Source organism: Enterobacter sp. JUb54 (assembly GCF_014298075.1).
Taxonomy (GTDB): Bacteria; Pseudomonadota; Gammaproteobacteria; order Enterobacterales; family Enterobacteriaceae; genus Klebsiella; species Klebsiella lignicola.
In genome coordinates, this window is record NZ_CP060418.1 from 3800670 (window position 1) to 3814446 (window position 13777).

General features: G+C 56.9%; 12 protein-coding genes and 4 tRNA genes. 5 read left to right on the forward strand and 11 right to left on the reverse strand.

What is annotated here, in order from left to right; genetic code table 11:
* Positions 1–68: 68 nt before the first annotated feature.
* The 5 genes from yigB to lptM are packed head-to-tail and all read right to left on the reverse strand — an operon-like array spanning position 69 to position 3451.
* On the reverse strand, positions 69–785 hold the full coding sequence (gene yigB, locus HF679_RS17505; protein WP_123758107.1) for a 5-amino-6-(5-phospho-D-ribitylamino)uracil phosphatase YigB: 717 nt from the start codon (positions 783–785) through the stop codon (positions 69–71).
* Positions 785–1687: a tyrosine recombinase XerC gene (gene xerC / locus HF679_RS17510; RefSeq protein ID WP_154145217.1), complete on the reverse strand. Its 903-nt coding sequence runs from the start codon at positions 1685–1687 to the stop codon at positions 785–787. Before xerC ends, yigB begins: the two co-directional genes overlap by 1 nt.
* Positions 1684–2391, reverse strand: a complete 708-nt coding sequence (locus tag HF679_RS17515; RefSeq protein ID WP_123758109.1) for a DUF484 domain-containing protein — start codon at positions 2389–2391, stop codon at positions 1684–1686. Before HF679_RS17515 ends, xerC begins: the two co-directional genes overlap by 4 nt.
* Positions 2388–3212, reverse strand: a complete 825-nt coding sequence (gene dapF, locus HF679_RS17520; protein WP_174510377.1) for a diaminopimelate epimerase — start codon at positions 3210–3212, stop codon at positions 2388–2390. Before dapF ends, HF679_RS17515 begins: the two co-directional genes overlap by 4 nt.
* Before the next feature lie 35 nt (positions 3213–3247).
* Positions 3248–3451: an LPS translocon maturation chaperone LptM gene (gene lptM / locus HF679_RS17525; protein WP_123758111.1), complete on the reverse strand. Its 204-nt coding sequence runs from the start codon at positions 3449–3451 to the stop codon at positions 3248–3250.
* A 138-nt stretch (positions 3452–3589) separates the two neighbouring features.
* Between lptM and cyaY the strand changes: the two genes are divergently transcribed.
* Positions 3590–3910, forward strand: a complete 321-nt coding sequence (cyaY, locus tag HF679_RS17530) for an iron donor protein CyaY (protein ID WP_123758112.1) — start codon at positions 3590–3592, stop codon at positions 3908–3910.
* A gap of 62 nt (positions 3911–3972) precedes the next feature.
* Here the strand turns inward: cyaY and cyaA are convergent, their stop codons facing one another.
* Positions 3973–6525: a class I adenylate cyclase gene (gene cyaA / locus HF679_RS17535; protein ID WP_123758113.1), complete on the reverse strand. Its 2553-nt coding sequence runs from the start codon at positions 6523–6525 to the stop codon at positions 3973–3975.
* Between the two features lie 348 nt (positions 6526–6873).
* Here cyaA and hemC point away from each other — a divergent pair, with 348 nt between their 5' ends.
* The 4 genes from hemC to hemY are packed head-to-tail and all read left to right on the forward strand — an operon-like array spanning position 6874 to position 10982.
* Positions 6874–7815, forward strand: a complete 942-nt coding sequence (hemC, locus tag HF679_RS17540; RefSeq protein ID WP_123758114.1) for a hydroxymethylbilane synthase — start codon at positions 6874–6876, stop codon at positions 7813–7815.
* Complete coding sequence (gene hemD / locus HF679_RS17545; RefSeq protein ID WP_123758115.1) at positions 7812–8552, forward strand: uroporphyrinogen-III synthase; 741 nt, start codon at positions 7812–7814, stop codon at positions 8550–8552. The genes hemC and hemD overlap by 4 nt, the downstream gene beginning before the upstream one ends.
* A gap of 21 nt (positions 8553–8573) precedes the next feature.
* Positions 8574–9782: a uroporphyrinogen-III C-methyltransferase gene (gene hemX, locus HF679_RS17550; protein WP_123758116.1), complete on the forward strand. Its 1209-nt coding sequence runs from the start codon at positions 8574–8576 to the stop codon at positions 9780–9782.
* A 3-nt stretch (positions 9783–9785) separates the two neighbouring features.
* Positions 9786–10982 (forward strand): protoheme IX biogenesis protein HemY, encoded by a 1197-nt coding sequence (gene hemY, locus HF679_RS17555; RefSeq protein WP_187042256.1) that lies wholly within the window; start codon positions 9786–9788, stop codon positions 10980–10982.
* A 634-nt stretch (positions 10983–11616) separates the two neighbouring features.
* On the opposite strand, the gene HF679_RS17560 is transcribed toward hemY, so the two are convergent.
* From HF679_RS17560 to thrP, 5 genes are all read right to left on the reverse strand, one after another.
* Positions 11617–11693 (reverse strand) — tRNA-Pro (locus HF679_RS17560).
* Positions 11694–11736: 43 nt separating this feature from the next.
* A tRNA-Leu gene (locus HF679_RS17565) sits at positions 11737–11822 on the reverse strand.
* Positions 11823–11844: 22 nt separating this feature from the next.
* Positions 11845–11920 (reverse strand) — tRNA-His (locus HF679_RS17570).
* A 64-nt stretch (positions 11921–11984) separates the two neighbouring features.
* Positions 11985–12061, reverse strand: a tRNA-Arg gene (locus HF679_RS17575).
* Positions 12062–12163: 102 nt separating this feature from the next.
* Entirely contained in the window at positions 12164–13549 is a 1386-nt protein-coding gene (thrP, locus tag HF679_RS17580) for a bifunctional threonine/serine APC transporter ThrP (protein WP_123758118.1), read from the reverse strand.
* Positions 13550–13777: the final 228 nt, after the last annotated feature.

A 13777-nucleotide genomic window follows, 5' to 3' on the forward strand; every position in this document is an offset into this window, starting at 1 on the left:
GGAAAAGAGCTGCCCGGTCACGCAAGGTCTACCGGGCATACTGTTAATATATACAGAACTAGTGGTGATTATATCAGCGAGGTCAGAGATGCCAACTGCGAAATTTCAATGTGCGGCAGCAGGCGGCTGTCGCTGGCGCGCATCAGGTCGGCCCCCTGCGGTTTGATCCAGCAGGCCTGCATGCCGCAGCGGATCGCCCCGGCGACATCGGTCGTCAGGTCATCCCCCACGTGCAGTATCTGGCCGAGCGGCAGTTCGAGGCGCTCGGCCGCCAGATGATACATATCGGCAAAGGGTTTCGAGCGTCCGTCCGGGCCGGCACGTAATACAAAACGGAAATAGTCATTCAGCCCAAAGCGTTCCGGCTGCGCGTTCCCGTTCGTCACCGCCACCAGCGGCCATTTTTTTGCCAGGGCGGCCAGCGTATCGTGGGTTTCCTGCGGGACATCGATCAGGCTGCGCCAGTGGGCAAAATTGGCCATTGCCGCCTCTGCGCCTTCGGCAGCCTGCCCGGCGGATAGCCCGGCATTCGTCATTCCCAGCACCAGCGCGCGGCGGCGCCATTCGGTCACGTCGTGGTAAATCTCCGGCTCCGTCTCCAGCAACGTTTCGCGTAGCTGGTGCAGCTCGTGAACGTCGAAGTGGCTCAGCGCCGGATGGTATTGCCGCACGAAGGCCAGCGATTCATGCAGCGTGCGGTCGATGACCGGGCGGTTGTCGTAAAGGGTATCGTCCAGGTCAAACGTCAAAGCAGAAATCTGGCCCAGAGGTCGGTAAAAGCGCATTATTTCCCCCGTTTGGCGCGCGGATGCGCCGCATCATACACCGAGGCAAGGTGTTGAAAATCAAGATGGGTATAGATTTGAGTGGTGGACAGATTGGCGTGGCCCAGCAGCTCCTGCACGCCACGCAGATCGCCGCTCGATTCGAGCATATGCGTCGCAAACGAGTGACGTAGTTTATGCGGATTCACGTGGCTGTTCAGCCCCTGCTTGATGCCCCATTCGGCAAAACGCTTCTGCACGTTTCGCGCGGAAATACGTTTCCCCAATTTGGATAAAAACAGCGCGTCGTCATCGGTGCCAAACAGCCCGCGGAGATCGAGCCAGTGCTCAATCCACGCCACCGCGCTGCGGCCAATCGGCAGGCGGCGCTCTTTGCTGCCTTTCCCCATCACCCACACCTCTCCGGATTCCAGATCGAGGTGTTTGATATCGAGATTGACCAGCTCGGAGAGGCGCAGGCCCGCACCGTACATCACTTCCAGCATCGCCCGGTCGCGCACCGCCAGCGGATCGTTGAGATCGATATCCAGCAGTCGGTTCACGTCATCGACGTCGATATTTTTTGGTAAGTGACGCGGAATTTTCGGGGCGGAGATGCCTTTTGCCGGGTTCGCTGTCAGCTCGCCCTGCGCCACCAGCCAGTCAAAGAAGCTGCGCAACGCGGAAAGCCGCAGCGCAAGGCTGGCAGGCCCCAGGCCCTGCTTCCGGCTGCGCACCGCCAGGCCACGAACCTGAGCGGCATCGCACTGCTGCCAGCTTTTCAGCCCTGCCGGTTCAGCCAGCGCCATCAGCGCCTCGAGCTGGCGCCGGTAGTTCAGCAGCGTAATCGGGCTGAGCTGACGCTCCACGCCCAGATAGCGCAGAAAGCGTTCAACGGCGGTGAATAACGGGGAGTCGGTCATGCGCGTTCAACCCAGCGCTCCAACAGTCCCGGCAGCATTAATGCGATCTCCTGCAGCAGCTGCGTCCCCTGCCCGGGTTGATAATGCTGAGCGTCACGGCTGCTGAACAGCATCACGCCAGGCGCGTCATCGCCGCCGAGCAGCGACATCGCGACCGACCCGATGGCTTTCGCTTCAGGCAGCACCACCAGCAGTTCCGGCCCGTGTAGCGGCCCGAGATAGTGGCGTGCCTGGCCAAGACGCTGGATGCGAATGGGCTCAAACGCCTGTCGGCTCAGCGCCAGATGAGTGAATTTCGATGGCGCACCGAGCCGCCAGCTGTCGGGAAACAGACGCACCGTCGCCCCCGCCAGCCCGATCTCACGGGCCCAGCGGTGAAAGCGGTTCAGCATCTCATCGAGGCTTTCCGCCGACGCCAGCCGCGTTTGCAAATGCAGCAGGCGCTGGAACAGGCTTTCATTCGCCGTCGCCTGCTCCATCAGCAGCATCATGTTCTCTTCCAGCACGTTGATATGGTTACGTGCCCGCACCATATGCCATTCCACCAGCGAAATGGTGCCACGCACCGGATGCGGTACGCGCATGTGCTCCACGAGGGCGGCATTGCGAATAAAGAATTCAGGATGTTGCAACAGATAGTCCACCACCGCGCGATCGTCCAGCGCGCCAGTGATTTCCTGCTGTTCTTCCCCGACTTGTTTCATAAGTGAATAAATCCGTCGTAGACATGTGCCGCCGGGCCAGTCATAAACAACGGTTGGCCCGGGCCTTTCCAGGCGATATCAAGACGCCCGCCTGGCAATTCCACGCGTACTTCTTCGGCCAGCAATCCTTGTTGGATGCCCACCGCGACCGCCGCACAGGCGCCGCTGCCGCAGGCCTGGGTTTCACCCGCGCCGCGTTCATATACCCGCAGACGAATGCGATTTCGCTCGACGACCTGCATAAAGCCGATGTTCGCGCGTTCCGGGAAGCGTTCGTGGCTTTCCATCACCGGGCCCAGCGTTTCTACCGCCGCGGTTTCCACATCATCGACCTGGATAACACAGTGCGGATTGCCCATCGAGACGACGCCGCACAATACTGTCTGTTCCGCCGCGCGCATGATATAGGTCTTTTCCGCTTTGTTGGCGCGGAAAGGCACCTGAGAGGGCTCGAAGTTCGGCTCGCCCATATTCACCCGCACCAGATCGTCTTCCGTTACGCTTAATACCATACGACCGTTCGCCGTGCTCACGCGGATGTCACGTTTATTGGTCAGGCCTTTCAGGCGCACGAAGCGGGCAAAGCAGCGCGCGCCGTTGCCGCACTGCGAGACTTCACTGCCGTCGGCGTTGAAGATGCGATAGTGGAAATCCAGATCAGGATCGTAAGGCGGTTCAACCACCAGCAGCTGATCGAAACCAACGCCCAGATGACGATCCGCCAGGCGGCGAATCAGCTCCGGTGAGAAAAAAACATTCTGCGTTACCGCGTCAACGACCATAAAGTCGTTGCCAAGGCCATGCATTTTAGAGAACTGCATCATCTACTCCAGTTGCGCGGAACAGAACGTTATCGTTAATAGTTTATCTGGGTCGGGCCGCCGCTATCACCGCGATCGTTACGATCTGGCGTCGTGCTCTGGATCCCGCTATCGACCGGTTTGGTCGGCGGTGCAGCCGTCTTTTCTGCCGGAGGGAAGTACAACGGTCCCTTCAGACCACAGCCGGTCAGGCTAAAGACCGCCAATAAAACGGCAAGCGCTGGAAAAACGTTTTTCATTGATAGTTGCCCGTGATTCACTCTTTCTGCTTTCTATCATCGCAGGAGAAGACGTAAAAGCAAGCGTTTAGCATCCGACTGCGCGCGCTTTTGTTTCGCGCTATACTGCCGGCATCTTCAAAAAAGCAGGGTAGAACGATGAACGACAGTGAATTCCATCGCCTGGCTGACAGCCTGTGGATGACCATCGAAGAGCGTCTGGACGACCGCGACGGCGATAGCGATATCGACTGTGAAATTAACGGCGGCGTACTGACCCTCAGTTTTGAAAACGGCAGCAAAATCATTATCAACCGTCAGGAGCCGCTGCATCAGGTGTGGCTTGCCACAAAACAGGGCGGCTATCATTTTGATTTAAAAGGTGATGAGTGGGTTTGCGATCGCAGCGGGGAAACCTTCTGGGATCTGCTGGAACAGGCGGCCACGCAGCAGGCCGGCGAAGAGGTCAGCTTCCGCTAAGGATATGCCCGGATAGCGGCGCGTCGCGCGTTATCCGGGTTACCGGTACTCAGGAGACGTTCTCAGGAATAGTGCTGCTGCAGCATCGGCGAAACGGTCGTATCCTGGCTCACCGGCGTCGCGGTAGTGCCGATCGCCTGGCTACGGAAAGGAATCACCTGCGGTCGGCCGTCTACGTCAACAATCTGATAGAACTGCGGCAGGTTGAAGTTGATAAAGCTGGAGCCGTAGGTAAAGCGGTCATGGGATGACGAGTAGAAACGGCTCACGTCACGCACCAGTTCCTCTTTACTGCCTTCACAGTGGTGATACACCTCAGCGCGGTTGCTCTCGTCGAGGATATAAATGTTAAACCCGCTGTCGTTATCAGCATCTTCAAAGAAGAACTGAATAATCCCTTCACTGGCAAACCCGTCCACCACCTGCGGCAGCTTAACGTGGTTGGTTTCCACCTGCACCGACAGGCCGTGCAGTTTGTTATGCGAGATAGCGCCGTAGAATTCGATCGCGTTTTCCAGCTTCTGCACCGAAACGTTCAGCCGTTCGAAGAACAGGCCCCAGGTCTGCCCGGACACCCGCAGCGCCTTAAAGCGGCCGGTATCCTGGCGGGTACTCGAAAGACGCAGTTCAATACATTCGGAAACCATCTGCTGCACGCGGGTACGGATTAAGCCGCGCAGATGCTGGCTGTAGCAGAAGACTTCAACGCTGTCCGGCGGCGCCGCATCCTGGTGCATCTTGCCCAGAATGGTTTTCAGCGCCTCGATCATCGCCTGCTCGCCGTTAAAGTGCAGGGTTCGCACTTCGTTCCACGAGTTACGATACAGCAGGTCGACGCTGCCAATTAAACACTTCTGCTCTTCACCGAAGCTAAAGACATCCAGCTTACGGAAGTCAAAATGCACTACCTGATTGCGGAACGCCGCGGTCGGGTCATATTCGAGGTTAACGATAATGGCCAGGTGGCGAATTTCGCACGGGCTGTACAGCGCTTTTGGCGTTGGCGACGGCAGGCGCAGCGGGAAGTGGTGCGACACATCGGCCACCATCTCCTGCAGTTTCGCCAGATCGACGATACCGTTGCCCTTAATAAACAGGCGAGTACGTGACGTCAGCAGGCCATTAAACCAGGCCCATGCCACCAGCTTATTAAGATAACGGTTATATTCCAGCGGCTGATGGCTGATGATCGATTCCATATCCGGCGCGCGGTTATAGACGTACCAGCCGGTGCGGTTGGCGCGGCCTGGCGGCACGTGGATAAAGGTCAGATTCGGCTCGGAGAGATCCGGTGAAATTTGCGGGTTCACCAGGGTCACTTTCCCCGGCAGCGCTTCAAACGCGGCATACAGCTTACGGGTCAGCACGCCGATATCCTGCGGGCTGGCGGAAACGCTCAGGTTATTGCGCCGCGCAAAGCGGATCAGGTTGCGATAGCTTTGCATCATCGCATCCAGCAGTTCGTTGTGCGCTTTGCGGACTTCGTCGATCTTCCAGTTCGCCCGGTTGTCCAGCATCATCAGACGCTTTTCATCCCAGCCCCACTCTTTGACCAGATGGCTAACGACTTCACGACGCCAGCCCACGCAGGCGCGCTCGCGGCTGAGTTTTTCGCAGACTTTCAGGTAGAAGCAACGGCGTACCAGATCGAGACGGGTGTCATCTTCGATCGCCTGCAGATAGGCGGTAACGCGCTCCAGCATCATGCAGTATGGGTCGAGACCAAACGAAACGATCTCACCATCATGCAGGCGCTGTTTAATGTCTTTCGCCAGCAGACGGTTGTTCGGATATTCCCAGGAGTACGCTTCCAGCAGCAGGGTTTTCAGCACGGCCTTATAGGGCGAATCGATGCTTTTATACAGCTGCCACAGGCTGGCGCCGAAGTACTCTTCCGCCGACAGCGAGCTCAGGCCACCGAGATCCAGCCACTCGTTTGGCGTCAGTACGCCCTGGGCATACAGGCTCATGACGTAATCGTCGTAGTGATCTTCTTCTTCGCACGGCACCATATTCCACAGAATACGTTTCCCGGCGAGGCGCACCGCGGTGCGGTAGAACTCATCGAGCAGCAAAATATGCTGCGTGGAGCCGCAGTCTTCGCCGCCCAGGCTGCCGCTTTCATTGTGGCGGAAGCGGTTTTCGTCAATCAGGAAGAAGCTGACTTCAACGCCCAGCGATGCCGCCCAGCTTTCAAGCAGGCTGCATTTACGTTGTAACAGCTGGCGTTCTTCGGTATCGAGCCATGCCTGATGGCACACCCAGATATCGAGGTCGGAGGAACAGCTTTGCCCTACAGAGGAGGTACTGCCCATCGAGTACAGGCCGGTAATCGGCAGCTCGCCTTTCGGCGGCTCCTGCGTCAGCAGGCCCCGGTGGAGTTCCAGCTCATCAAGGTAGTGGCGTTGGGTTTCATCAGGCGTGTAGAGGCAAATGCCACGGGGAACGTTACCGTCAAGGTAACCCGGCATCAACGGGTGATGATAATGTAATAATGTCGGCAGTAGACTGTAAACCTGCTGGAAAGCGGGTCCCATGGCAGCAAGCGCGCGATCTACGCGCAGTTGGTTAATGGCATCCAGTCTCTGTTTCAGTGTCTCAATATAGAGGTACAAGACATATCGCCTGATGTTCAAAAAACCGTCGTACAATAGTACGGAGGATTTCAGTATTTCAACAAAAACCGTCACCATTCGTCGTCGGTGTGGTTGTGATGAACTGCTGACGGACAAATGGTTTAAAACGTGATCAATCTAACACCTTGCTGATTGACCGTAAAGAAAGATGCGCTACATACAAGTGTAGCACCGTTTACTGTGTGTAAATTCATCACTACGGTTGCGGCAACCGCGATGCGCATCAAACGTCAATAACCAAAGCGCCACGGCCCTATACCCACAAAACTAACATCCCTAAGGCAACAATGTTAGGATAGTTTGTGGTCGACAATGACGGTAACAAGCATGTTAGACAAAGTTTTGAGAATTGCCACACGGCAAAGCCCACTTGCGCTATGGCAGGCGCATTATGTGAAAGATCGCCTTGAGTCCTGCCATCCTGGCCTGGTCGTAGAACTGGTGCCAATGGTCACGCGCGGCGACGTACTCCTTGATACGCCGCTGGCAAAAGTGGGCGGTAAAGGTTTATTTGTCAAAGAATTAGAGCTGGCCATCATGGAAGGACGCGCGGATATCGCCGTGCACTCCATGAAAGATGTTCCCGTCGAGTTCCCTGAGGGGCTGGGACTGGTCACGATTTGCGAGCGCGAAGATCCGCGCGACGCTTTCGTCTCGAATAACTACGCCTCAATCGATGCGCTGCCGCACGGCAGCATCGTTGGCACATCAAGTTTACGCCGTCAGTGCCAGCTCGCCGCACGCCGTCCGGACCTGGTGATCCGCTCGCTGCGCGGCAACGTGGGTACGCGTCTCGGCAAACTCGATAGCGGCGAATATGACGCCATCATCCTCGCCGCCGCCGGGCTTAAGCGCCTGGGGCTGGAAGCGCGCATTCGCCAGCCGTTGACGCCGGAGCAGTCACTGCCTGCCGTCGGCCAGGGCGCCGTTGGAATTGAATGTCGCCTGGACGATAGCTGGACGCAGACGCTGCTGGCCCCGCTCAATCACGACGAGACCGCCATTCGGGTCCGCGCCGAACGGGCGATGAACACCCGGCTGGAAGGTGGCTGTCAGGTGCCTATCGGCAGCTACGCCGAGCTTATCGATGGTGAGCTGTGGCTGCGGGCGCTGGTTGGCGCACCTGACGGTTCGCAAATGGTCCAGGGCGAGCGACGCGGTCATCCGCAAGAGGCGGAACGTCTCGGTGTTTCCCTTGCTGAAGAACTGCTGGATAACGGCGCCCGCGATATTCTCGCCGCGGTGTATGCCGGAGAAGCGCCGCGATGAGCATCCTGGTCACCCGTCCGCTGCCGCAAGGCGAAGAGCTGGTCAGCCGCCTGCGCTTACAAGGACAGGAGGCCTGGAGCTTTCCGCTTATTGAATTTACCCCCGGTCGCCAACTGCACGCGTTAAGCGGTCAGCTGGCCGCCTTATCAGCCGGCGATCTCCTGTTCGCGCTGTCGCAGCACGCCGTCGAGTTTGCTCACGCGCGCCTGCAGCAGCTGGGCCAGCGCTGGCCGCAGACAGCGGACTATTTCGCAATCGGCCGCACCACCGCACTGGCGCTGCATACGGTCAGTGGTCAGAATATTCGCTACCCATTAGATCGGGAAATCAGCGAAGTCTTGCTACAATTACCTGAATTACAAAACATTGCGGGAAAGAAGGCGCTTCTTCTTCGCGGTAATGGTGGGCGGGAATTGTTAGGTGAAACGCTCCGTGAACGCGGTGCTGAAGTCACTTTTTGTGAATGTTATCAACGTAATACAAAGCATTATGATGGCGCAGAAGAAGCAATGCGCTGGCAGTCCCGCGGCATCAACACCCTGGTCATCACCAGCGGTGAGATGCTGCAACAGCTTTGGACACTGATGCCGCAGTGGTATCACGAGCGGTGGCTCCTACGCTGTCGCATTGTCGTTGTCAGTGAACGCCTGGCCCGGCAGGCCCGTGATTTGGGCTGGCAGGATATCCAGGTTGCCGATGGTGCCGACAACGATGCACTGCTACGCGCATTACAATAACTCTCAACATTGGAAGCCATAATGACGGAACAACAAAACCAATCCGCCGTGGTTGAAGAGACCAGGGAGGCCGTGGACAAGACGCCACAGCCAGAGAATAGCGGAAAGAAAAACGGCGGTAATAAAACCAGCCTCGTCCTTAGCGCGGTGGCTATCGCCATTGCCCTCGCCGCTGGCGTGGGCCTGTTTAGTTTGAATAAACAGCAAGTCTCCCGGCAGAACGAAACCAGTACGGTGCTTGGCGACCAGGTCGCCGCGCTGCTTAAAGCGCAAGAGAGCCAGAAAAATGAATTCGACAGTCTGCTTAAACAGCAGGCTGACCAGCTCGCCGACGCGAAGCATCAGCAGGAAGCGCTGACGAAGCAGCTGGAAGAGGTGCAACAAAAAGTAGCGGTGATTTCCGGCAGCGATGCCAAAACCTGGCTGCTGGCACAGGCCGACTTCCTGGTGAAATCTGCCGGGCGTAAACTGTGGAGCGATCAGGACGTCACCACCGCTGCCGCGCTGCTGAAAAGCGCCGACGCCAGCCTCGCCGATATGAACGATCCCAGCCTGATTAGCGCCCGCCGCGCCATCACCGACGATATTACCTCGTTGTCAGCGGTCAGCCAGGTGGACTACGACGGTATTATCCTCAAGGTCAACCAGCTCGCGAACCAGATTGATAACCTGCGTCTCGCCGACAACAACGACGACGACTCCCCGATGGATTCCGACAGCGAAGAGCTCTCCAGCTCCATTGGCGAATGGCGCGTCAATCTGCAGAAAAGCTGGCAGAACTTTATGGACAGCTTTATTACCATTCGTCGTCGCGACGAAACGGCAGTGCCGCTGCTGGCGCCGAACCAGGACGTCTATCTGCGCGAAAATATTCGCTCTCGTCTGCTGGTTGCTGCCCAGGCGGTCCCGCGCCATCAGGAAGAAACCTACAAGCAGGCGCTGGATAACGTCTCGACGTGGGTGCGGGCGTATTACGATACCGAAGATGCCACGACCAAGGCCTTCCTTGAGGATGTCGATAAGCTGAGTCAGCAAAGCATCACGATGAGCGTGCCGGATAATCTGCAGAGCCAGGCCATCCTTGAGAAGCTGATGCAAACGCGGGTCCGCAGCCTGATGGCACAGCCTGCCGTCACCCAGAGCAGCGCACCGGCTCCAGCAGCCCCTGCCCCATCGGCACCTGCGCCAGCATCTGAACCGGCACCTGCACACGCGGCACAAGGAGAGTAACGCATGTTGAAAATTCTCTTACTGTTCGCGCTGTTGATCGCCGGGATCGTGGTCGGTCCGATTATTTCCGGGCACCAGGGATACGTGCTGATCCAGACCGATAACTACAATATCGAAACCAGCGTCACCGGGCTGGTCATCATCATGATCCTCACGATGGTGGTGTTGTTTGCTATCGAATGGCTGTTCCGCCGTATTTTCCGCACCGGCGCGCATACTCGCGGCTGGTTCGTTGGTCGTAAGCGCCGTCGCGCACGTAAACAAACCGAGCAGGCGCTGCTCAAACTGGCGGAAGGCGACTATCAGCAGGTTGAGAAGCTGATGGCGAAAAACGCCGATCATGCTGAGCAGCCGGTGGTGAACTACCTGATGGCGGCGGAAGCGGCGCAGCAGCGTGGCGATGATGCCCGGGCCAATCAGCATCTGGAACGCGCGACTGAGCTGGCCGGGGACGATCTCATCCCGGTTGAGATCGCTCGCGTGCGTCTGCAACTGGCCCGCAATGAGAATCTTGCGGCGCGCCACGGCATTGATAAATTGCTGGAAATTACCCCCAGACATCCGGAAGTTCTACGTCTGGCTGAGCAAGCCTATACCCGCACCGGGGCGTGGAATTCCCTGCTGGATATCATCCCGTCCATGGCGAAAGCCAACGTCGGCGATGAAGAATACCGCGCTGCGCTGGAGCAGCAGGCCTGGGTTGGCCTGATGGGGCAAACACTGGCCGACCGCGGTAGCGATGGGCTGCGTGAATGGTGGAAGAGCCAGAATCGCAAAACCCGCAGCCAGGTAACGTTGCAGGTGGCGATGGCGAACCTGCTGATTGAGAGCGACGATCACGATACCGCACAGCAGATTATTATCGACGGTCTGAAAAAGCAGTATGACGACCGCCTGGCGATGCTGATTCCGCGCCTGAAGACCAATAATCCTGAGCAGCTGGAAAAAGTCCTGCGTCAGCAGATCAAAACCGTCGGCGATCGTCCATTGCTGTGGAGCACCCTGGGGCAATCCCTGATGCGTCACGGCGAGTGGCAAGAAGCCAGCATTGCGTTCCGTGCCGCGCTGAAACAGCGTCCTGATGCGTTCGATTATGCCTGGCTGGCCGATACGCTGGACCGGATGCATCAACCGGAAGAGGCAGCCTTAATGCGCCGTGATGGCCTGCTGTTAACTCTGCAGAACAATCCGCAAGCGTAACCGCCCTTTTGCTATCGCCTCTTCTGGGGGCGATAGCGCTCTCCTCAGCACCCGCTTTTACTCTCTCTTCCTTTCTCTTGCTTCATTCTTGCTTTTGCCATCGGCTGCCAACCCCTGAAATAAAAAAACGCCTGCACTGAAATCAGGGCAGGCGTTAAAACAGGTCTGTTTGACAACAAATTGGGTGCTTCACTCAACGTTATGTCCATGGTGTTTGATGAGGCTATCTGCGTCATCCTTCACGCTGTCTCTTCGTTGGCGGCGCATGCTCACCCGAGTCACTTACCTTTGCAAGCGCCAGGGGATTCCCATACTGGCCATCTCGACACATCATGAATGATTTAGCATATAAAATGCGACATCTGTCAGTGGACGATAAGCACCATTAAACGGCTCTGCATCATTCCTGAGTTTATGAGGCACTAAGGCGAACATAAGAGATGGAATGAGCATCTACCCGGTTATTATCGCACAGGATCGGGGGAAAATGTATCTGTCCGGGCAATGAATTGAGACTATTCCGGGCAATAAGTCGCATCACGATGAGTGAAATATAAATAGCGATATCATGGGGATAGGTGATTTTTCTGCGAGCGCAGAAAACAAAAAACCCCGCCGAAGCGGGGTTCAAAATTGGTCGGCGAGAGAGGATTCGAACCTCCGACCCACTGGTCCCAAACCAGTTGCGCTACCAAGCTGCGCTACTCGCCGATGTACTGCTTTTTTGAATTTTTAGTTCAATTCTTTAAAGTCGTGGTGCGAGGGGGGGGACTCGAACCCCCACATCCTAAGGACACTAACACCTGAAGCTAGCGCGTCTACCAATTCCGCCACCTTCGCAATTCACAACTCTATCAAATAATGGGGTGGCTAATGGGATTCGAACCCACGACAACTGGAATCACAATCCAGGGCTCTACCAACTGAGCTATAGCCACCACTACAAATCTTTTCACGCGGCCCTGTTGAAACAGTCCACCGCAGCTCAAGCACCGGGTTAAATGGTGCGCCCGACAGGATTCGAACCTGAGACCTCTGCCTCCGGAGGGCAGCGCTCTATCCAGCTGAGCTACGGGCGCTTAGCGCCGTTGCGGGGTCGGATATTACGGACTTCCCCCCCCGCTGTCTAGTGCCTTTTTAAATAAAATTACTGTTTGGTCACGCTTTGTTCATTTTGGCGTTTATTCCGCCGTTTTCTCGGCATTCCCCTGCCTGGCGAAGCCAAATACCCGATAAATGAGCGTCACCAGGGCGAGAAAAAGAATACCGACGAACAGCGACATACGGGTATCGTCGTTAAAACCCATGCCGATCAGCACACAAATCAGAAACGCCATTGTCAGATAGTTCGCCCACGGGAACAGCAGCGAACGGAAAGGATGGCTGGCGATAGCCTCCTGATGGGTACGGCGGAAACGGATCTGGCTAATCAGGATCACGAACCACGGCACCATCCCCGGCAGCACGCTGGCGCTGTAGACATAGACGAACACCCGCTGCGGGTTAGGGATAATATAGTTCAGGCAGGAGCCGACCAGCAGAATCAGAATCGACAGCGCGACGCCCACGGCCGGTACACCATTGCGTGAGACTTTACCAATAGCCGCCGGCAGCTGACGGTTCTTCGCCAGCGCATAGAGCATCCGCCCGCAGCTGTACATACCGCTGTTACAGCCGGACAGCGCTGCCGTCAGCACCACAAAGTTGATAATCCCTGCGGCGGCCGTAATGCCGATTTTCGCGAAGGTCAGGACAAACGGACTACCGCCTGAACCAATCTGGTTCCACGGGAAAATAGTGACAATCACGAAAATGGCGCCCACATAAAAAATCAGGATCCGCCACAGGACTTTCCCCACCGCGCTACGCAGCGTGACCTGCGGGTTCTTCGCCTCGCCTGCGGTGATACCAATCAGCTCAACGCCCTGATAGGACGCCACCACAATACACAGTGCCGTCAGAAAGCCCTTCCAGCCGCCGGCGAAGAATCCGCCGTGCTCGCTGAGGTTCGAGAAACCAATAGCGTGACCGCCGTTACCGAAGCCAAAGAAGATCACCCCCAGCCCCACCACAATCATCACGATAATGGTGGTGACTTTGATCATCGCGAACCAGAATTCGATTTCACCGTACAGGCGCACCGCCGCCAGGTTCGCCAGCGCCACCAGCCCGACGGCTATCAACGCCGGTATCCATTGCGCCATCTCCGGGAACCAGAACTGCACATAGACCCCGATGGCCGTAATCTCCGAGATCCCCACCGCCATCCACATAAACCAGTACGACCAGGCGGTAAGGTAGCCGAAAAACGGGCTCATATAACGGTGCGCGTATACGGCGAATGAACCGGTCACCGGCTCAAGGAACAGCATCTCGCCCATCGAGCGCATGATAAAGAAGACAAATATACCGGCGATGATATACGCCAGCAGGACGGAAGGACCGGCCCACTTCAGCGTACTTGCCGCTCCCATAAATAACCCTACGCCAATCGTCCCGCCAAGGGCGATCAGTTCAATATGCCTGGCCTCCAGCCCGCGCTGGAGTTCCACTTTTTTCTCTGTCATATAGCCTCTTGTGTTTGCCTTGCCTCCGGTTTTTATCCCTCATCCAGCGTGCTGGGTGGCGTCGCAGAAATGATCGACGCCACCGGGGAGTGACGGGTTTGTCACCTTGATAGCTCCCCAATGGTGTGGTGCATATACCGGTTATTTTTATGAATGAGTGAAAGGAAATAGCCTTGCCGGCGCGATGGCACCGGGTGCCCGTCGCGCGTTAAGCCTGCGAATGGTTAA

Bases quoted from the DNA above. Each gene is read 5' to 3' on its own strand.
- yigB (WP_123758107.1), bottom strand. From the start codon at position 785: ATGCGCTTTTACCGACCTCTGGGCCAGATTTCTGCTTTGACGTTTGAC.
- xerC (WP_154145217.1), bottom strand. From the start codon at position 1,687: ATGACCGACTCCCCGTTATTCACCGCCGTTGAACGCTTTCTGCGCTAT.
- HF679_RS17515 (WP_123758109.1), bottom strand. From the start codon at position 2,391: ATGAAACAAGTCGGGGAAGAACAGCAGGAAATCACTGGCGCGCTGGAC.
- dapF (WP_174510377.1), bottom strand. From the start codon at position 3,212: ATGCAGTTCTCTAAAATGCATGGCCTTGGCAACGACTTTATGGTCGTT.
- lptM (WP_123758111.1), bottom strand. From the start codon at position 3,451: ATGAAAAACGTTTTTCCAGCGCTTGCCGTTTTATTGGCGGTCTTTAGC.
- cyaY (WP_123758112.1), top strand. From the start codon at position 3,590: ATGAACGACAGTGAATTCCATCGCCTGGCTGACAGCCTGTGGATGACC.
- hemC (WP_123758114.1), top strand. From the start codon at position 6,874: ATGTTAGACAAAGTTTTGAGAATTGCCACACGGCAAAGCCCACTTGCG.
- hemD (WP_123758115.1), top strand. From the start codon at position 7,812: ATGAGCATCCTGGTCACCCGTCCGCTGCCGCAAGGCGAAGAGCTGGTC.
- hemX (WP_123758116.1), top strand. From the start codon at position 8,574: ATGACGGAACAACAAAACCAATCCGCCGTGGTTGAAGAGACCAGGGAG.
- hemY (WP_187042256.1), top strand. From the start codon at position 9,786: ATGTTGAAAATTCTCTTACTGTTCGCGCTGTTGATCGCCGGGATCGTG.
- thrP (WP_123758118.1), bottom strand. From the start codon at position 13,549: ATGACAGAGAAAAAAGTGGAACTCCAGCGCGGGCTGGAGGCCAGGCAT.